Source organism: Paenibacillus dendrobii, from assembly GCF_009807035.1.
GTDB classification, from domain to species: Bacteria; Bacillota; Bacilli; order Paenibacillales; family Paenibacillaceae; genus Paenibacillus_AQ; species Paenibacillus_AQ dendrobii.
In genome coordinates this window covers 849440-867982 of the sequence record NZ_WUBI01000002.1, presented here as the reverse complement: position 1 = coordinate 867982, position 18543 = coordinate 849440, and the positions used below count along the sequence as shown (strand labels likewise).

At 49.7% G+C, this 18543-nt stretch carries 14 protein-coding genes and 1 pseudogene; 10 read left to right on the top strand and 5 right to left on the bottom strand.

Annotated features, from left to right (window positions below; all coding sequences use genetic code 11):
- Positions 1-2: 2 nt before the first annotated feature.
- Both GRF59_RS17675 and GRF59_RS17670 read left to right on the top strand, forming a co-directional pair.
- Positions 3-2180 (top strand): methyl-accepting chemotaxis protein, encoded by a 2178-nt coding sequence (locus GRF59_RS17675; RefSeq protein ID WP_160499144.1) that lies wholly within the window; start codon positions 3-5, stop codon positions 2178-2180.
- 177 nt (positions 2181-2357) lie between these two features.
- Positions 2358-4133, top strand: a complete 1776-nt coding sequence (locus GRF59_RS17670; protein WP_160498999.1) for a peptidoglycan D,D-transpeptidase FtsI family protein — start codon at positions 2358-2360, stop codon at positions 4131-4133.
- On the opposite strand, the gene ytvI is transcribed toward GRF59_RS17670, so the two are convergent.
- Positions 4102-5262, bottom strand: a complete 1161-nt coding sequence (gene ytvI, locus GRF59_RS17665) for a sporulation integral membrane protein YtvI (RefSeq protein ID WP_160498998.1) — start codon at positions 5260-5262, stop codon at positions 4102-4104. The genes GRF59_RS17670 and ytvI overlap by 32 nt on opposite strands.
- Positions 5263-5512: 250 nt before the next feature.
- Between ytvI and GRF59_RS17660 the strand changes: the two genes are divergently transcribed.
- Positions 5513-6925: a polysaccharide deacetylase family protein gene (locus GRF59_RS17660; RefSeq protein WP_160498997.1), complete on the top strand. Its 1413-nt coding sequence runs from the start codon at positions 5513-5515 to the stop codon at positions 6923-6925.
- A gap of 174 nt (positions 6926-7099) precedes the next feature.
- Positions 7100-7465: a VOC family protein gene (locus tag GRF59_RS17655; RefSeq protein ID WP_160498996.1), complete on the top strand. Its 366-nt coding sequence runs from the start codon at positions 7100-7102 to the stop codon at positions 7463-7465.
- A 308-nt stretch (positions 7466-7773) separates the two neighbouring features.
- Here the strand turns inward: GRF59_RS17655 and ilvD are convergent, their stop codons facing one another.
- The 3 genes and pseudogenes from ilvD to GRF59_RS17640 all read right to left on the bottom strand — a co-directional run bounded on the left by ilvD (position 7774) and on the right by GRF59_RS17640 (position 11177).
- A complete protein-coding gene (gene ilvD / locus GRF59_RS17650; RefSeq protein WP_202128718.1) occupies positions 7774-9462 on the bottom strand; it encodes a dihydroxy-acid dehydratase in 1689 nt (562 codons plus the stop codon).
- Between the two features lie 248 nt (positions 9463-9710).
- Positions 9711-9950, bottom strand: a pseudogene (locus GRF59_RS17645) (KGG domain-containing protein); the annotation flags it as partial.
- Between the two features lie 192 nt (positions 9951-10142).
- The gene (locus GRF59_RS17640; protein WP_160498995.1) at positions 10143-11177 is read right to left on the bottom strand and encodes an acyltransferase family protein; all 1035 of its coding nucleotides are present in this window, start codon (positions 11175-11177) and stop codon (positions 10143-10145) included.
- 188 nt (positions 11178-11365) lie between these two features.
- On the opposite strand from GRF59_RS17640, the gene GRF59_RS17635 reads away from it, so the two are divergent.
- From GRF59_RS17635 to mgrA, 4 genes are all read left to right on the top strand, one after another.
- Complete coding sequence (locus tag GRF59_RS17635) at positions 11366-12334, top strand: sugar kinase (RefSeq protein WP_160498994.1); 969 nt, start codon at positions 11366-11368, stop codon at positions 12332-12334.
- A gap of 121 nt (positions 12335-12455) precedes the next feature.
- Positions 12456-13118: a bifunctional 2-keto-4-hydroxyglutarate aldolase/2-keto-3-deoxy-6-phosphogluconate aldolase gene (locus GRF59_RS17630; protein ID WP_160498993.1), complete on the top strand. Its 663-nt coding sequence runs from the start codon at positions 12456-12458 to the stop codon at positions 13116-13118.
- 212 nt (positions 13119-13330) lie between these two features.
- Positions 13331-14074, top strand: a complete 744-nt coding sequence (locus GRF59_RS17625) for an NAD-dependent protein deacylase (protein ID WP_160498992.1) — start codon at positions 13331-13333, stop codon at positions 14072-14074.
- A 115-nt stretch (positions 14075-14189) separates the two neighbouring features.
- Positions 14190-15194 carry an L-glyceraldehyde 3-phosphate reductase gene (gene mgrA / locus GRF59_RS17620; RefSeq protein ID WP_160498991.1) on the top strand — a complete coding sequence of 335 codons (1005 nt, stop codon included), beginning with the start codon at positions 14190-14192 and terminating at the stop codon, positions 15192-15194.
- A gap of 68 nt (positions 15195-15262) precedes the next feature.
- Here mgrA and GRF59_RS17615 read toward each other — a convergent pair whose 3' ends face one another.
- Complete coding sequence (locus tag GRF59_RS17615; protein ID WP_160498990.1) at positions 15263-16144, bottom strand: AraC family transcriptional regulator; 882 nt, start codon at positions 16142-16144, stop codon at positions 15263-15265.
- 225 nt (positions 16145-16369) lie between these two features.
- Here GRF59_RS17615 and GRF59_RS17610 point away from each other — a divergent pair, with 225 nt between their 5' ends.
- Entirely contained in the window at positions 16370-17548 is a 1179-nt protein-coding gene (locus GRF59_RS17610; protein WP_160498989.1) for a galactokinase, read from the top strand.
- A gap of 1 nt (position 17549) precedes the next feature.
- Positions 17550-18539 carry a UDP-glucose 4-epimerase GalE gene (galE, locus tag GRF59_RS17605; protein WP_160498988.1) on the top strand — a complete coding sequence of 330 codons (990 nt, stop codon included), beginning with the start codon at positions 17550-17552 and terminating at the stop codon, positions 18537-18539.
- Positions 18540-18543 lie beyond the last annotated feature (4 nt).

Genomic DNA, 18543 nt, shown 5'->3' with positions numbered 1-18543 from the left:
AAATGGGAGAGGTTCAGAAGAAGGATCAACATGAAGGCAAGAAAAATCGTTTTGGGAAACAACGGCGAAAGGAAAAGCAAGAAGCTGGAGCCGTATCCGGACAAGCTGGCGCCAATAAAGATATATTTAACTTGCGCAACGTGGGTTCCCAGTTCAAACGGATGAATCCTGTTAAGTCGGTCGGGGTAAAGCTGTTCTTGATATTTTTTATCGCCATTGTATCTTTTGTCTTAATATTAGGACTCATGTCTTATAATAAGGCCAAGAGCACGATTAAGGAAAATGCAGCATCCGCGAACAAGCAAACCATGATACAAACTTCCCAGAAGCTTGACATTATTCTAAAGCAATTTGAGGATATTTCGCTGCAAATCTTCTTCGACCCGGAAACACAGACGCTACTCGATGATTTGTCCTCATCGCAGACGAGCGCATATGATTTGTTTGTTTTGAATGATAAGATCAGTAAAAAATTGAGCAATCAGATTAACAGCAACAGCACGATTAAAGCAATTTATATGGTTCCTCCACAAGCGGACCAGAATCCGATCATGGCTGGCAGTGCCGGCAGTGACCTGAGCACGATCCGGGATGAAGCCTGGTTCAAGGAAGCCAAAGGACAGAGTAAGGGCTTTTGGGTTTCTTCCGAAAAAGGCAAAGACGGATCCGAAAATTTCAAACTGGTGCGTCCTTTGCAAACCTTAAGCCGCGGTGGTCTTTCCTATGTCATCGTCATCGAATTGAAGACTACATTGATTGAGGAGCAGTTGAAGGCCATCAATTTGGGCGAAGGAAGCAAGCTTCAGTTGGTTACCTCAGACAATAAAGTGGTAGGCTCAAGTCAGGAAGACGAAGCAGGAGCCGTATCCGACCTGACATTCATGAAGGATCAGAAGGATGAGACCAACAGTCTGTACACGAAGGATGCTCAGAAACGCAGTGTTTTGGCTGTCTACAATACACTCGCCACGAACGGATGGCGGCTGGTAGCCGTAACACCTGAAGAATTGCTCATGAAGGACGCACAGGGCATCCTGCTGCTGACCTTGGGGTCTGTATTAGCGGTAGCAATCATTGCCATTCTGATTGGATGGTGGATGGTTCTGCTGATCGCAAGACCGCTGAGCAAACTTAAGGACTTAATGATTGAAGGTTCCAAAGGAAATCTGAAGGTGCGGACAGAGCATAAGTCTTCCGATGAAATCGGCGAACTTGGCAGAAGCTTCAACCTGATGATGGATCAGATTACCAAGCTTGTACAACAAACGAATACCACGGCGCAAGCGGTGCTTGAAACGGCAAGCGAATTGACGGATGCTTCGAAAAAGACGGCTTTATCCGCCAAAGAAATCGCGGTTGCGACCGAAGAAATCGCCAACGGTGCCAGCAGTTTGGCGACCGAAGCAGAGCGAGGCAATGAGCTGACGGATAATATCTCCCGTCAAATGCAGCTGGTCGTAACAGCCAATGAAGAGATGGGCAACGCTGCCCACCATGTTGAACAGTCCAGTGAGCGGGGAACCAAGCATTTAAGCAACTTGATGGACAAAACGCATCAGACGGAAGATATGACTCGTTCCCTGATGCATAAAGTGGACAACCTGAAGCAGACCACCATGTCCGTCAACAAAGTGCTTGAAGTTTTGCAAAATATTACGAAACAGACCAATATCCTGTCACTCAATGCAACGATCGAAGCAGCGCGTGCAGGAGCGGCGGGCAGAGGGTTTATGGTGGTTGCAGATGAAATCCGCCAGCTGGCTGACCAATCCAGACAATCGATCGATATGGTTGGACAGATTACCGAAAAAATTATGGGTGAAATGAACGAAACGGTTGAGGCTCTGCAGGAAGCGAACCCGTTATTCCAGCAGCAAATGATTTCGGTCAAGGAAACCAATGACATTTTTGTATCCGTGCAAGAGCAGATGGCCGACTTTACGCAGCGTCTGGATTCCGTTACGCAATCCATTGAAAACTTGAATCAATCCCAGGAAGTGCTGTCTGACGCCATGAGTAACGTCAGCGCGGTAGCCGAGCAATCCTCCGCTACATCCGAGGAGGTTGCTTCGCTCAGCAACGAGCAGCAAAGCATCGGCAGCCAGCTGGTACAATTGTCCGGCAAACTCGAAAATGTATCCAATGAGCTTAAGGACACATTATCGCGCTTCACGATTTAATCCAGCCTTTCCTTATGGCTGCAAGATTCAGAAAAAAGGGTTGTCCCGAAGGTTTGTAGACCTTCAGGGACAACCCTTTTTCTATTCTGTCCAAGGTTATCCGCCAGAACCGATTGGAAGCTTCATGAATAGGACATAATGGAAAAAAACGTCGAACTAAGGGAACGGTGTGCATTCATGTTTAAGCAGAAGCAGCGGATCTTTTATGGACTGGTCATCATAACTGGCATCCTGACCTTATTAATTCTGAGATTGGCTTATATTCAGCTTGTGTTTCGTGCCACGAAACTGCCGGACAGCGTGTATACCCTTCAGGAAATGTCGGTCCTTCAACGTGAGAGGGGAGTTGTGCTGGATTCCGGGAGAGGGAATATAGTTGACCGGAACGGAGTCCCCATCACGGGAGAGACTGTTTCTGCAGCCGTTTTGTTTCCGATCGATAAGAAAGCTCTAGGTAATGAAGATGGAAGCATCGACAAAGTGGCGGGTGCTCTGGGCATAGAGACGGCGAAGCTGACCACGATGTGGAACAAGCTAAGTGTTCCCGCTTTGTGGCAGGGACCACTCAAAAACACGCCGCTGGCTCTGAGCCCAAGGCAGGCCGGGCGCATTGCCGATCTTCATTTTAGCGGGATTGAAGTCCTGCCTTATACGCAGCGGTATGTGAATAAGGTAAGCGGCATGCAGTGGCTTGGATTTTTGTCCGAACGTCCGGATCAGAAGCACATGCCCCATACCGGTTTCGCCTTCAAGGAAGGAGCTGCAGGCCTTGAAAAGACACTGGAGCCGCTGCTACGAGGGGCGGGGCAGACGACGGCTTATTACTCCGTTGACGGTACGAACCGTGCCATTCCCGGAACCGGCATCCAATTGAAATCACCGAATAATTCTTATTATCCACTGCGTATCCGAACAACCATAGATCTCTCCCTCCAGCAAAGAATCGAAGCCCTGGTTCAAAAGGCGGGTATGAAGGAGGGGGCTGTTGTGCTGCTTGACGCAAACAATGCTGATGTGATTGCAATGGTATCCCGTCCTTTTTATAATCCATTGGATATTCATCCGCAGCAAGGAGTCTGGAATAACAGGGCGGTGCAGGCAGCTGCCCCGGGGTCGATTTTCAAAACTGTAGTCGCCGCAGCTGCGCTTGAAGCCGGGGTGACATCTATTGATGAGCCATTCTACTGCACAGGAAAGTACGGTAAGTACGGCTTATCCTGCTGGAAGCCTTCAGGGCATGGAGCTTTAACGCTGCAGAAGGCTTTCGCCGAATCCTGCAATATCGTATTTGCCGAGTTGTCGGAGCGTTTGACAGGAGAAGAGCTGGAGAGAACCGCCAGTAAAATGGGACTGGGCCGCACCGTAGGTTGGGAAGCAAAAAATGTGGCAGGCATGGCCCTACTGAAGCCGTTTGATCATGAGGAAGCAGGAACCATCTATTCAAGTGATGCCGCTTCGTTGGATGGTGGAACGAGAGCACAGTCGGGGATCGGACAAAGGGATGTGCGAGTAACGCCATTGCAGGCGGCAAATATGGTCGTCACGCTGTTACATGGAGGTCAAGTTCGGGCGCCGCGTATTTTAGAGAGCATTTCTTATGCTAATGGGCAACTCATGGAAGCATTTAAGCCTCATCTTTCTCCTTCTAATGAGGGAAGCATACGGAGGGAAACAGCCCGTCTGATTAGCGGCTGGATGGAAACGGTCGTCACGGAGGGGACAGGGAAACAGCTGCTGAAAGCGAAGTGGAAGCTGGCGGGAAAGTCAGGTACGGCTCAGGTTACGGTTCAGGGACGGCAGCGCAACAACCAGTGGTTTATCGGGTATGGCCCCGTCGACCGGCCGAAATACGCTGTTGCCGTCCTGTTCCAGGATATGCCCACTGAGGGCAGTAACCAAGCTACGGTGTTATTCGGTGAAATTATGAATCTGCTGGCTTCTCAGAAGTCGTAGCTTCCGGAGCTGCCGTCCCGTTGCTCATATCAAAAGGCGATACGTCAAACTCTTCCTGCGGGAGCCGAATCCAGCGCTGTAGATATCCCTGCTGCAAAAGCTCTTTTAACAGAATCAGTAGTACAGGCGAGAGGATCAGGCCTGCAACGCCGAAGATTGAAAGCGAAATAATCATAAAGGATAGCATTAGAAAAGCAGATGAGATGCCGATGGAGTTGCCTGTAATCCGCGGCTCGAGGAGCTGTCTTGTCAATAGGACAACGACCAGGAGTATACATAGTCCGATAGCCAGGCTGATGTTGCCGACAATGAACAGATACACGATCCATGGAATCAGAATCACAGGTACACCAACCAATGGCAGAATATCGAATATGGCGCAAACGAGAGCAAGTGACAATTCGTTGCCTGTCCGCAAAATGAGTAAACCTATGTAAATCAAAACCATTGTGATCAGTACCATAATGAACTGGGCTTTTATGTAGGAACCGATGGCTTTAAGCACGTAAGTTTTTAAAAAGGCATAGGCATTTTTTAAGGTTTTCGGGGACTTGTCCTTCACGATTTTGCGCCATCCGCCTATCTCCGTGCTAAGGAAGAAGGCGAGAATAATCGCTATGCCGAAATTAGCCATAAAAGATGAGAACGAGCTGAACATGGAAACCATATACTTTAAGAAACTGGTTGCCCATCCGGTCGCATAGTCGGTGAAATTCTTGAAGTTTTCGTTCATCTTCTCGGTGATGTTCGGAGGGAGAGCTTCTATTTTATGCTGGAGAAATGCAGTTGTTTTGGTAAATGCCGTTTGTATCATTTGTGTGTATTGGGGCAAATTATCTTGGACCTGGGCGATCTGGGAGACGACAATCAGCCCGATTCCGAACAGGATGCCTAAAATGACCAGGACGAACAACAGGACGGAAATGGCTGCCGCAAGTGTTTTGGGTAAGCCCCTGCGGTTCAGAAATTTAGCCAGAGGCTCGATCATGAAAAAAACGAGAAAGGACAGGAAGACGGGGGCAGCGATTTGGTAGAGCTTGCTGAATACGTACATAATGAGCAGCACGGTCAGCACGATCATCCCGATATCGATGAATGTCCTCCAGTATTTTTTGTACAGCGGCAGCATGAATGAACATCACTCCTTAACGTTTGTATTTTTCATCTGAACTAAATTTATAAAAAAACGCCTATTTCGCGGGAGGCTGTGATAAAATAAAAGATAGCGTCTTTATATTTTTCATCGAACGTTTGATTTTTTATGCAGAAATGAGACGGGTTTCCTATATTGGTAACAGCTTTCCGCTCTTAGTTCATTCTATAGAGTAACCTGCCTTTCGGCAAGTCAAAGTCAATCAGAGAAAAGTGGGGATTATGACATGCAGACTTTGCTGCTTTGGTTGTTTTATATTTCATCGTTTTATGCGTTCATACCCGGACTCATTACCCGTATTTTTGGTTTCCGCGTATTTCGGAGGGGCAGCGGCGAGCATGAATATGCGCTGACCTTTGATGACGGGCCTGACGCGCACTATACGCCACTGCTGCTGGATCTATTGAAGCGTTATGACGCCAAGGCGACCTTCTTCGTTGTTGGCTCGCATGCCGAGCAGAATCCGGAGCTGGTCAAACGGATGCATGACGAAGGACATCTGATCGGTATTCATAATTACGTTCACAAGTCGAACTGGCTGATGCGGCCCGCGACCGTGAGCAAGCAGATCATGAAGACCGACAAGATCATTCATTCCATCACAGGTGAGCGTACGTCGTATTACCGCCCGCCTTGGGGGATCGTCAACCTTTTCGATTTGAAAAAGAGAGGCGGCAAATTCAAGATTGTGCTCTGGTCCGCCATGTTTGGCGATTGGAGGGAAAGAATCGGCGCAGATCGGTTGACGGAGCGGATTCTTAACAAATTGCAGCCGGGAGAGGTGCTGCTGCTTCATGATTGCGGCACGACGGCCGGAGCGAATCCCGATGCGCCGCAGCAGATGCTTATCGCTCTGGAACGAGTACTGGAAGAAGCACAGAGCCGCGGACTGAAAAGCATTCGGGTTGACGAAATGATTAAGGCCAAGGAGAATGCCCCGGAGAAGAAGCTTCCCCGCAGCAAACTGGCGGTCGTGAAGCTGTGGCTGATCTGGGAAACGATTTTCCACAAGGCGTTCCGGCTTAAGACCGTGAATCCGCATGATCCGCTGCTCCATTACCGGCTGCGCAAATACAGCGGCGATACCATCGAGCTGGATAACGGCGAGTTACTGCGGAAGGGCGACAAAGTCGTTGAACTGCATTTTGACAACGAAAGATTGTTCCGCTTCGGAATCAGGTCCCGCTCTACGGTTCATCTGGCGATTCAGATGATCCGATCCATGGAGAAGGAACTGCCAACGCTTGCGCATCAGATGATGGAGAATCCTGCCACCAGAAAAGCAAAAGCGCTATATGGCGTAACCATGGTGAATCGCGGGCCTCAGCAATTCGGCTTCCAAATCGTCGACTTGAAGGACGGGCTCTTTGCAAGATCAACACGTCTTTATTTGAAATTTCTACTCAGCGTTGTTCACCCTTCAGGACAATCCCGTTTGAAAGAACATGCACAGCTGCTGATCCCGAAGATGCTCCTGATGCCAATCAGCGTTTTAATGGAGCGCTATGCAGAGAATGGATCGCATCGTCATCATCAGGAAATGAAGCGTACAAGAAGCGATCAGCCGGAAACGGCTGACAACGGCGATCTCGCACTGACAGCGGCGCAAGGACTGGAAAGCTCAACTCCTGCAATCTAAACATTATTAACTTATACCCAAAGAGAACCCTGTTGGCCAAATGGTCAGCAGGGTTTTTTGGTATTGATAATTTCACCCATTATATAGAAAAAAGTACTTGCATTCCCTTTCTGAATAGCATATTATAGGCGTATAGGAACATTTGTTCTGATATGGTGAGGAGGGGATCATCCGATGTTTAAGAAGCTGGAATGTGTATGTATTCATACAAAGGATATTGATAAATCTTTGTCGTTTTACACCTCGATGGGACTGAAAGAGAACTGGAGAATCGAACGGGTTTTGGACAGTGGTTTTGTATGGACATTGGTCGGATTGATATTCCCTGAGCTGAATAGCTCGGAACTCGTGCTCAGCAACCATCCTCAGAATCAGTCTACAGAAATCGAAATCCTCGTGGATGACGTGCGGGAAGCCTATAATGAGCTGAGCAAACATGAGGAGATAGAATGGATCGGTCTGCCTTTCGAGACCGAGTCGGGGCATGTGGCCATTATGGAAGCGCCGGATGGCAATGTTTTCGTACTGGTTGGGAAATAAATTACCGCTGAATAACAACGCTCGGAGAGGCTCCTACATCCGACGAGCCGTAGATCAGCGTCATATAGGAGGGCGTTTGTTAGCAGATTTTTTATTCTGCTAACAAACGTCCTTTTTATTTATATGGCAAAGGCTTGGAATGGCGGATAATAATGCAGTCAGTTGAAATGCAATGCACAAATCTGAGGCTGTTAATTTTTGCGATGAATGAATAGCGTTTGATGCGACCCTACATGCATGCAGACATGAAGAAAGGGCAGCAGCCCCGATCTTCATCGGTGCGTACTGCCCTCTGGGTATAAATAGAATTAGATCTTCATGACGCCGCCTTGGCTGGCGTTGGTTACAAGCTTGGAATAACGGGCGAGATAGCCTGTTTTTACTTTCGGCTCGAAGCCCTTCCACTCGTTGGTACGGCGGGAAGCCATTTCTTCTTCGCTCACCAGCAGTTCGATCTTCCGGTTGTTCAGGTCCAGCTCGATGATATCTCCGTCATGAACGAAAGCGATCGGTCCGCCTTCAGCAGCTTCTGGAGAGATATGACCGATGCTGATGCCGCGGGATGCGCCAGAGAAGCGTCCGTCTGTGATCAGGCCGACTTTGGCGCCAAGACCCATACCGACGATCTGGGAAGTAGGAGCCAGCATTTCCGGCATGCCTGGTCCGCCTTTAGGGCCTTCATAACGGATAACGACGACCATGCCTTCTTTAACTTTACCGTTTGCGATGCCTTCGAGCGCTTCTTCCTGGGAGTCGAAGCAGATCGCAGGCCCTTTATGATATCCGCCAACCGAAGCGTCCACCGCGCCGACTTTGATAATCGAACCTTCCGGTGCCAGGTTGCCGTACAGTACGGCCAAACCGCCGCGTTCGGAGTAAGGCTGATCGATCGGGTGGATGACGTTTTTGTCCTGAATTTCGCAGCCCGCCACGTTCTCGGCAATCGTCTTGCCGGTTACGGTCATGCAATCACCGAAAAGGGCGTCCGGTTTCTTCAGGAGTTCATGCAGCACGGCGCTGACGCCGCCCGCAATATGAACGTCCTCGATAAAGTAATCGGAGGCAGGTGCCAGCTTCGAAATATGAGGCACGCGGTTAGCTACTTCATTGATCCGCTCGAGCGGATAATCGATGCCTGCTTCTTGGGCAAGCGCTAGCGTATGCAGTACAGTGTTGGTAGATCCGCCCATAGCCATATCAAGAGCGAATGCGTTGTCGATCGATTCGCGTGTTACGATATCGCGAGGTTTAAGATCCATTTTTACGAGTTCCATCAGTTGGCGTGCAGATTGCTTCACGAATTCTTTGCGTTCTTCAGCAACAGCCAAAATCGTACCGTTACCTGGCATCGCGAGGCCAAGAGCCTCTGCCAGGCAGTTCATGGAATTGGCTGTGAACATGCCGGAGCAGGAGCCGCAGGTCGGACAACCGTATTGTTCGAGTTCCATTAGCTCGTCATCGGTGATTTTGCCAACCTGGTGGGCACCGACGCCTTCGAAGACGGACGTAAGCGAAAGTTTGCGGCCTTTGCTGTCTACGCCGGCTTTCATCGGTCCGCCGCTTACGAAGATGGTCGGAATGTTCACGCGAAGTGCACCCATCAGCATGCCTGGAGTGATTTTATCGCAGTTCGGAATGCAGACCATGCCGTCAAACCAGTGAGCCGAAACGACGGTTTCGAGAGCATCCGCGATGATTTCGCGGCTTGGCAGCGAGTAGCGCATGCCGATATGGCCCATTGCGATGCCGTCATCGACGCCGATGGTATTGAATTCGAATGGAACGCCGCCAGCTTCACGAATGGCTTCTTTTACGATTTTGCCGAATTCCTGCAAATGCACATGTCCTGGGACGATGTCGATGTACGAATTGCACACGGCAATAAACGGTTTGCCGAAATCCTCTTCTTTTACGCCTGCTGCACGCAGCAGACTGCGGTGCGGAGCGCGGTCGAAGCCTTTTTTGATCATGTCTGAACGCATTTTATTAGCTGCCATGATGTCTCTTCCCCCTATTAGTGAATGTATAAACCCAACTCGCTTTAGCGCGGTTACTCAAAAAAGTGCCCGAATAAACGATTTTAAATGAGTCTATCACAAAATGAGAGGTTTTTCTAGCGCAGAATCCAAGGCAGGGAGCGGGCAGGCACGGGAAAATGACATAAAAAAGGCATCCCCCGATCCGAATCGTCGGATGGAAGATGCCTTTTTCCGCCATTGTTATGCTTCGTCAAGGTATATTAGTTCTTGCCGCCTTTACGGCCAATTTCTTTATAGAAATCCTTGTCGTGGGAATCGGATGTGGCTTCTCCACCTTTACGGCCGATCTCTTGGTAGAAGTCTTTATCATGCGACTTGGATGTAGCGTCTCCGCCTTTTTTGCCGATTTCCTGATAGAAGTCTTTGTCATGGTTTTTGGCCGTTGCTTCTCCACCCATGCGACCTGCTTCTTCTCTGCTCATTTTACCGTTATTATTACGTGCCATTACAAATCACTCCTTGGTAGTCGTTTTTTGTTATTGTTGCGCGCATCATTTACTTACCACCTTGGAATTGGAGTGAAACAATTAAATTGCATAATAAATGGTAAATAACTTGCTTGAATCTTAAATCTTAGCTGTTTATGCTGTAAAATCTGCTTAAGAAAAAACGTACCAACAACGTCTGGAGCGGGATCGTTATAAGGGTTTGCCTAAAGCCAAGCGTTCCAGGCGCATAATCCAGGTTACCGATGGTTCGACTACTGGATGGGCGAATTTTCTGACGGCAGGCTGGGCCAGCGCAATAGTTAGTAGAACGGCTCCCCCAATAAGCAGAAGAACTGCCGCAGGATGCTGGATATGGCTGTATATTCCCGAAATTGCCGCCAACCGGATGATAAACCCGTGAAGCAAGAACACATACAAGGTACGGCGTCCCAGATCGGTCATATGACTTTCTCGAAAAGGTACCCAGGCGAGGAAAGCAGCACCCGAGATGAACTGTAGTCCGTACAGGGCGATCCGGTATATTCCGGCGTACCATTCCGGATGTCCAAGCTGCATGTATGTCATGCTGCCGAAAAGCCACCCTTCTGGTATACCCAGACCCCATAAAGCGATAATGGCGAAAAGAATGACCGATGCGGCAGCGGCGATGAGCTTCTTTTGTTTGGTGAAAAGTATCACAAAGTTTTCGAACGAAAAATGATAGCCAATGACAAAGAAGGGCAGGTATACAAAGGTCCGGCTAAAACTCAGCCAAGCTCCATCCAAACGGAGATAGCCGACAAGGATGCCCAATACCAGCGACAGAACTATCTGCGCGGCAGGGGGGAATTTATGCATACCGAGTGTCACTAGGCGCCATCCCACATGGCTTGCCAGAAACCAGAGCAAGAGATACGGGGCGAAGAACGAATGGTGGATATGCTGTACCTGAAACACGGTAAGATCCAGAATCGAGTACAGACTTTGAAAAATGATGTACTGCAGCCCGATCTGCAGCAGCGTTTTGCGTCCCGCAGCGCCGCCTAGCGCGCCTTTGGCGAAATATCCGGTCACGAAAACGAACAGTGGCATATGAAAGGTAAAGATCCATAGATATAGCGCATGGATGCTGTCCATCTGCCGGATCAGCGGTTCAATGGCGTTTCCTATAAAAACGGTAAGGATCAATATAAACCGCAAGTTCAAAAAGTAGGTATCTCCCTGTGTGGCTAAAGTCTTCTCCATGATGATTCCCTCCATTTTCCTCACTTCTAAAGTACTACGCATGAAATGCTTACATTGTGATATAAATCACATGGGAAAACGCTAACATTCGCTTTAATTTTGTCGAAGTAATGAAATTGTTGCGTATTGACAACCTATCCCACTCCGCAGACAATAGGAACAGATTCAATTACGGAAAGGGGACTATTATGCAGCAGGACACAGCCATTTTGACACCTGAATTGGTAACCTTCGGCGAGAGCATGGGATTGTTTACGGCACAAGATTCAAGAGGACTTGAGTACGCCTCGACTCTGCATAAGTCGTTTGGCGGGGCTGAGAGCAATGTGGCAATAGGCGTTGCGAGATTGGGACACCGCGCCGGCTGGTTTGGAGCGCTTGGCAGCGATCCGATCGGTACGATGATATATAAAGCGATTCGCGGCGAAGGAGTGGACGTATCGCGTGCAGTGCTCAACAGCGAGGCACCGACGGGTCTGATGATCCGTGAAAATACGGCGGGCAAGTCTTCGGTGTATTATTACCGCAAAACATCTGCAGCCAGCCGAATGCAGAAGGAGCAATTAGACGCTTCGTATATCCAGAGTGCCAAAATTCTTCATGTAACCGGTATTACAGCTGCGATTAGCGCTTCTGCCCTGGAATGCGTAGAGAGTGCGATGGATCTGGCACGCAGTGCCGGAGTCAAGATCAGTTTTGATCCCAATTTGAGGCTTAAACTGTGGACATTGGAAGAAGCACGGGGCGTACTTTTGCGGCTCGCCGAGAAGGCGGATTATTTCCTGCCCGGGCTGGACGAATTGAAACTTCTGTATGACGTGGAAGAGGATGAGGCGGTTTTCGCAGAGCTGTCCCGGTTGAAAGCTGTATCGATTATTAAGGGCGGACCGGATTTGACCTATGTACTCGAGAATGGTACCCTGACGGAAGTTCCATATTTTAAGGCTGAGCAGGTGCTCGATACGGTAGGAGCAGGCGATGGCTTTTGTGCGGGTTTCATTGCAGGACTGCTTAAAGGGCGTTCCACTGTGGAAGCGGTACGTTTGGGCAACCTGATGGGCTCCATGGTCATTCAGGCAGTCGGAGATTGGGAAGCGCTACCAACCTGGGAACAGGTGGATGCTAAATTAGGGCACAAAGTGCACATTGAGAGATAGTTGCAATCATTTATTGAAGTACATAGTTTGGAACTGAAATCCCTGACATTATTGCCCATTGATGGCATCCATAGACATTTTGGCAGGATTTCCATATAATGAGTGAAAAGGAGCATTTATAGTGAAAAAACTCCAGGTAATACAGAAGATTATCGATAACGGTGTGGTGGCTGTCCTGCGCGGGGACTCTGCGGATCAGGTCTTCGCCATGGCCGAAGCGGCCATCGCCGGAGGAATAAAAGTCATCGAGGTTACGTTGACGGTTCCCAATGCGCTGCAGGCGATAGAGAAGCTTAGCCGCATGTACAGCTGGAAAACGGATGACCCGGATAAATTTGCCGTAATCGGCGCAGGTACCGTGCTTGAACCGCAAACCGCGCGTGCAGCGATCATGGCCGGCAGCGAATTTGTGGTAGGTCCATCCCTTAACCCGGAGACCGTTAAAATATGCAATTTATACCGTATTCCCATTATGCCGGGCGTGATGACCATCGCTGAAGTGCAGCATGCATTGGAGCTGGGCGTGGATATCGTTAAACTGTTCCCGGGTAACTTGTATGAGCCGGGCATTATCAAGACCATGAAGGGCCCGATGCCGCAGGCGAACTTTATGCCAACAGGCGGCGTATCCCTGGCAAATCTGAAAGACTGGATCCAGGGCGGGGCTGTTGCCGTAGGCATTGGTTCGGACTTGACGAACGAGGCAGTGAAGACGGGAAATATGGATTTGGTGCGTCATAAGTCAGAGCAATATATGCAGGCTTTCCGCGACGCCAAAAAGTAGTGTCGTATAGTAGCAATAGGCAAAAGCCCCTGCGGGGCTGATAAACGGCCCTTAGACTTTATCAAAGCTGAGGGGCTTGTCGAGACAGCCTGCCATCCCATTGGGAGGCAGGCTGATCACATATCTGCGGTTTCAATAACAGATTCAGAGAGCATGATTTAACATTATATACTTATGGAAACAACCCGATCATATGTGGAGGTGCACGAAGGGTGCAAAAGATTGAAACATTGGCTTCTTGGATTGAGCAGAGTGAAACAATCGTCTTTTTTGGCGGAGCCGGTACCTCTACAGAGAGCGGTATTCCCGATTTTCGCTCCGCCGCAGGGTTGTATCAGACCGAGCAGCATTCTCCTTATCCCCCTGAGCTGATGCTCAGCCGCTCTTTTTTCGTGAAAATGCCCGATATCTTCTTTGATTTTTACCGGGGCAAAATGCTGCACCCGGATGCCAAGCCGAATGGCTGTCACCATCTCCTGGCTAAGCTTGAGGAGCAGGGTAAGGTGAAGGCAGTGGTGACGCAAAATATTGACGGGCTGCATCAAAAGGCGGGGAGCAAGGAAGTTTTGGAGCTTCACGGCTCCGTGCATCGCAATTACTGCATGGGATGCAAGCAGTTCTTTGGACTCGAGCAGGTCATGGCAAGCAAGCATCTCGTACCCCGCTGCCCTTACTGCCAAGGAATTATCAAACCGGATGTGGTCTTGTACGAAGAGCCGCTGGACCAACAGGTTCTGATCAGTTCGATGGATGCGATTGCGAATGCGGATTTGCTGCTTGTCGGCGGAACTTCGCTGACGGTGCATCCGGCAGCAGAGCTTGTATCTTATTTTGAAGGGGAACGCTCCGTACTGTTAAATATGGATCCGACACCTTATGACCGAAAAGCCAGTCTGATCATCAATGATAAGATCGGGGAAGTCATGGATCAGGTTGGAAAGCTGCTTGGCTTTTGAGGGATAGGGAGATCGCTACCCATGCGGCATGTAATCGGTTTCTTGTCAAACGTATCGCAAAAGAGATATGATTCTTTGTAAGCAATGGTACCTTATCATAGAAAGGCGGATTGCAATGGCATACACACCAAGCGAAGCACGTTATGAAGAAATGGTATATAACCGCTGCGGCCGTTCAGGCCTCAAGCTTCCGGCCATATCCCTTGGCCTATGGCATAACTTTGGCGGTGTGACTACGCTCGAGAATGCCCGTAATATGGTTATGAGGGCTTTTGACCTGGGCATAACCCATTTTGATTTGGCCAACAATTACGGTCCGCCTCCAGGCTCTGCCGAGGAAAACTTCGGAAGAATTCTGCAGCAGGATTTGAAGGGCTACCGTGACGAGCTGATTATTTCTTCCAAGGCCGGATATTACATGTGGCCGGGACCATACGGGGAATGGGGCTCCCGCAAAAACCTGATCTCCAGCCTTGATCAAAGTCTGAAACGGCTGGGCTTGGACTACGTGGATATTTTCTATTCGCATCGGTTTGATCCGAACACGCCGCTTGAGGAAACCATGATGGCGCTGGATCATATCGTGCGTTCAGGCAAAGCGCTTTATATCGGCATTTCCAACTATACAGCCGAACAGACGGCTGAAGCCATCTCCATCTTGAAGTCATTAGGCACACCGCTGCTGATACACCAACCTAGCTATTCCATGCTTAATCGTTGGATCGAGAACGGTCTGCAGGATGTTCTTGAGGAGAATGGCGTGGGCAGTATCGCCTTTACGCCACTGCAACAAGGAATGCTTACCAATAAATATTTGAACGGTGTTCCGGAAGACTCCCGGGCTGCAAGCTCATCGGTATTTTTGAATTCCCATGATATTACCCCTGAAGTGCTTCGTAAAATCCGTGCATTGAACCAGCTTGCGGCTGCTCGCGGTCAAAGCTTGGCGCAGCTTGCATTGGCTTGGGCTCTCCGCGGCGGCAAAGTCACTTCAGCGTTGATCGGGGCAAGCCGTGTGAGCCAGATTGAAGATAACGTTGCTGCTCTGAAAAATCTGGAGTTCAGCAGCGAGGAACTGGATCGGATTGAAACGATTCTCAAAACGGAAAACGAGTCATAAATATCCTGATTGTGATTGGATGATAGAAGCCCGCTTGCTCTTGTCTGAGCAGCGGGCTTCTTCTTTATTTAATAGAGGCAGTCATGTTGGAAGGAAGGCGAGGAGGCGACAAGCGAGCGGTAATGGCTCGGCGAATGGCCGCATAGACGTTTAAATTGACGCGAGAAATAGAGAGCATCCGTCAGCCCCACCGATGCCGCGACCTGTTCAATGGACAGCTCGGGACGTTCCCTGAGCAGTTGGCGTGACTTGTCGATCCGCAGTTTCAGCAGATAGGTTACCGGGGACATTCCGGTTTCCTTTTTGAAGATACGGGACAGGTAAGCGCGATTGTAGCCCAAGCTTTCGCACATCTGTTCAATGGAAACGGGATGCGCATACTGGGCGGACATATAGTGAATCATCTGTTTGACAGTCCGCTGAACCTGGGATTCGGTCCCGGTCAGGTGGATTTCGCTCGTCAGGATCTCCCGGGCTTCGGAAAAGATCAGATAGAGGTAACCGAGTGCCGCCATATCTGCGCTTTCCTTTTTACTGTAGAAGGCGTCCGCGATCCGGTTGATGGAGGAAGGGATCAGGCTGCCGCTGTTCGTGAAGAGCACGGATTGACCGCCCGAGAAGCCGGCCGATTCGACAAACGCCTGTGCCTCGCTTCCGGAAAAGGCAGTCCAGCGGTAGCTCCATGGCTCGGCAGCATCCGAAGCATAACTAACAAGCCGGCCCGGATGGATCAGAAAGCAGCTCCCTTCTCCAAGCTCATAGGTATGCTGCTCTGAGCGAAATTGTCCCTTGCCGCTTTCCACATAGTGGAGCAGATAGTAGTCATATATTTTCGGCCCGACGATATGCAGGGGCTTGGTCTGGCTTTCGCCGGCAAAAAGCACATGCAGCGGGCTTTTGTCATGATAAACTGGATTGGAGGCTACGCTGTAGCTTTCCTGAACTGCCATTCTAAGGACTCCTTTCGGGTTCAGATGGGTAATGATAGATATGAGTTAATGCTATTATAATCTTAAAAGTCACATATATCCATATAGAACAAACATAATTGCATTAACGAAAGGCAGGACTGTTTCTATAATGAAGTAAGAAAAACAGATATCTACACTGTAGACAAACCGCTTTCAGATGTAGTTTACAGAACGTAACCATAAGGAAAGGATGGTGCATCGCAAATGAAGATAGATTCCCTTAAACAACAATTTATTGAGAAGTACGGCGACAGCAAGCATGACGTGGAGGTGTTTCTCGCACCGGGACGCGTGAATCTGATTGGGGAGCATATCGACTATAACGGAGGTTACGTGCTTCCGGCAGCGCTTGAATTCGGCACGACGCTACTGGCCCGTCAGCGTGACGATGAGAAGGTTCGTCTTGCTACAACCAATTTTCCATATGAAAAGGAATTTAGTCTCAAAGAGATCGGTAAGGAGAAGACCGGCGAATGGGTGGATTACGCGGTTGGCGTGATGGTCGAAAATAAAAAGGCAGGCTGTCCGCTAACGACAGGGTACGACCTGTTGTACCACGGTGAGATTCCAAACGGAGCAGGCCTATCATCTTCGGCTTCCATTGAAGTGGTCACGGCTTTTGCCCTGCAGACCATGGAAGGCTGCAAGACGGATACCGTAAAAATTGCCTTGCTGGCACAGCGCGCAGAGAACCAATACGTTGGCGTAAACTGCGGCATCATGGACCAGTTCGCGGTGGCGAACGGCAAGCAGGACCATGCGATTTTGCTGATGTGCGATACGCTTGAATATACGCATGTTCCGTTCCAAACGGGAGCCTACAAAATCATTATCGGAAACACCAACAAGCGCAGAGGATTAGTGGATTCAGCTTACAATGAGCGCAGACAGCAGTGCGAAACAGCTTTGGAGATTTTAAAGAAGGATATTCCTGCTTTGAAATACTTGGCACAGCTGAAGCCGGACCAGTTCGAAACACTGCAAAATCATATTCCGGATGAAACGGTGAGACGGCGCGCACTGCATGTCGTGGAAGAGAATCAGCGGGTCCTCGATTCCGTGGAAGCTTTGAAAAACAATAACCTGGAGCAGTTCGGCAAGCTGATGAACGAATCTCATGAGTCGCTGCGGTATCTCTATGAGGTCAGCTGCGAAGAGCTGGACGTGATGGTGGAGGAAGCGCAGCGCATTCCGGGAACGCTTGGAGCGCGTATGACGGGTGCGGGCTTCGGCGGCTGCACGGTTTCTCTGGTACATGAGGATTCCGTGGAGCAATTCGTGCAGCAGGTAGGCCAAGCTTATGAAGAGCGTACAGCTCTGAAGGCGGAATTCTATGTATGTGGTACAGGCGATGGCGTAAAAGAGCTGAAGGAGGAGAAATAAGATGGCGATTCTGGTAACGGGCGGAGCGGGATATATCGGATCTCACACGGTAGCGGCGCTTCTGGAGCGCGGCGAAGAGGTTGTTGTACTGGATAATCTGCAGACGGGACACCGCGATGCGCTGCTTGGCGGCAAGCTATATGAAGGTGATCTGAGAGACAAGGAGCTGCTGGCGAAGCTGTTCAGCGAAAACAGCATTGACGCTGTCATTCACTTTGCTGCCAATTCTCTTGTCGGCGAAAGCATGCAGAAGCCTGTTAAGTATTACGACAATAACGTGTTCGGCACGCTTTGTCTGTTGGAAGCGATGGATGCGGCGAATGTCCGCAGGATCGTATTCTCCTCCACGGCGGCAACCTACGGCGAACCGGAACGCGTGCCGATCATGGAAGGGGACCGCACGCAGCCAACGAATGTGTATGGGGAAACCAAGCTGATGATGGAGCGGATGATGTCTTGGTTCGATCAGGTGCTTGGCATCAAATACGTGGCTTTGCGGTATTTCAACGCAGCCGGTGCGCATGACAGTGGTAAAATCGGTGAAGATCACCGTCCGGAAAGCCACCTGATTCCGCTTGTGCTGCAAACCGCGCTGAAGCAGAGAGAAAGCATTGCGGTATTCGGTGATGATTATCCGACGGAAGACGGCACCTGCATCCGTGACTATATTCATGTGAGCGATTTGGCTGACGCCCACCTGCGTGCCGTGGATTATCTGCGCAAGGGCGAGAGCAGCAACTTCTTCAATCTTGGCATCGGTGAGGGATTCTCGGTCAAAGAAGTGATCGAAACCGCGAAAAAGGTGACAGGTCTGGATATCCCGGTGGTGATGCAACCGCGCCGTGCCGGCGACCCGGCAGTTCTGGTCGCTTCATCGCAGAAGGCAAGAGAAGTTCTTGGCTGGAATCCTTCCCGCGAAAAGCTGGAGGATATCATTCAAAGCGCATGGAGCTGGCATCAGAGCCATCCGCAAGGCTACGGCGAGGAGTAAGGGG

Excerpts from the sequence above, each read along its gene's own strand:
- GRF59_RS17675 (WP_160499144.1), top strand. The coding sequence starts at position 3 with ATGGGAGAGGTTCAGAAGAAGGATCAACATGAAGGCAAGAAAAATCGT.
- GRF59_RS17670 (WP_160498999.1), top strand. The coding sequence starts at position 2,358 with ATGTTTAAGCAGAAGCAGCGGATCTTTTATGGACTGGTCATCATAACT.
- ytvI (WP_160498998.1), bottom strand. The coding sequence starts at position 5,262 with ATGCTGCCGCTGTACAAAAAATACTGGAGGACATTCATCGATATCGGG.
- GRF59_RS17660 (WP_160498997.1), top strand. The coding sequence starts at position 5,513 with ATGCAGACTTTGCTGCTTTGGTTGTTTTATATTTCATCGTTTTATGCG.
- GRF59_RS17655 (WP_160498996.1), top strand. The coding sequence starts at position 7,100 with ATGTTTAAGAAGCTGGAATGTGTATGTATTCATACAAAGGATATTGAT.
- ilvD (WP_202128718.1), bottom strand. The coding sequence starts at position 9,462 with ATGGCAGCTAATAAAATGCGTTCAGACATGATCAAAAAAGGCTTCGAC.
- GRF59_RS17640 (WP_160498995.1), bottom strand. The coding sequence starts at position 11,177 with ATGGAGAAGACTTTAGCCACACAGGGAGATACCTACTTTTTGAACTTG.
- GRF59_RS17635 (WP_160498994.1), top strand. The coding sequence starts at position 11,366 with ATGCAGCAGGACACAGCCATTTTGACACCTGAATTGGTAACCTTCGGC.
- mgrA (WP_160498991.1), top strand. The coding sequence starts at position 14,190 with ATGGCATACACACCAAGCGAAGCACGTTATGAAGAAATGGTATATAAC.
- GRF59_RS17615 (WP_160498990.1), bottom strand. The coding sequence starts at position 16,144 with ATGGCAGTTCAGGAAAGCTACAGCGTAGCCTCCAATCCAGTTTATCAT.
- GRF59_RS17610 (WP_160498989.1), top strand. The coding sequence starts at position 16,370 with ATGAAGATAGATTCCCTTAAACAACAATTTATTGAGAAGTACGGCGAC.
- galE (WP_160498988.1), top strand. The coding sequence starts at position 17,550 with ATGGCGATTCTGGTAACGGGCGGAGCGGGATATATCGGATCTCACACG.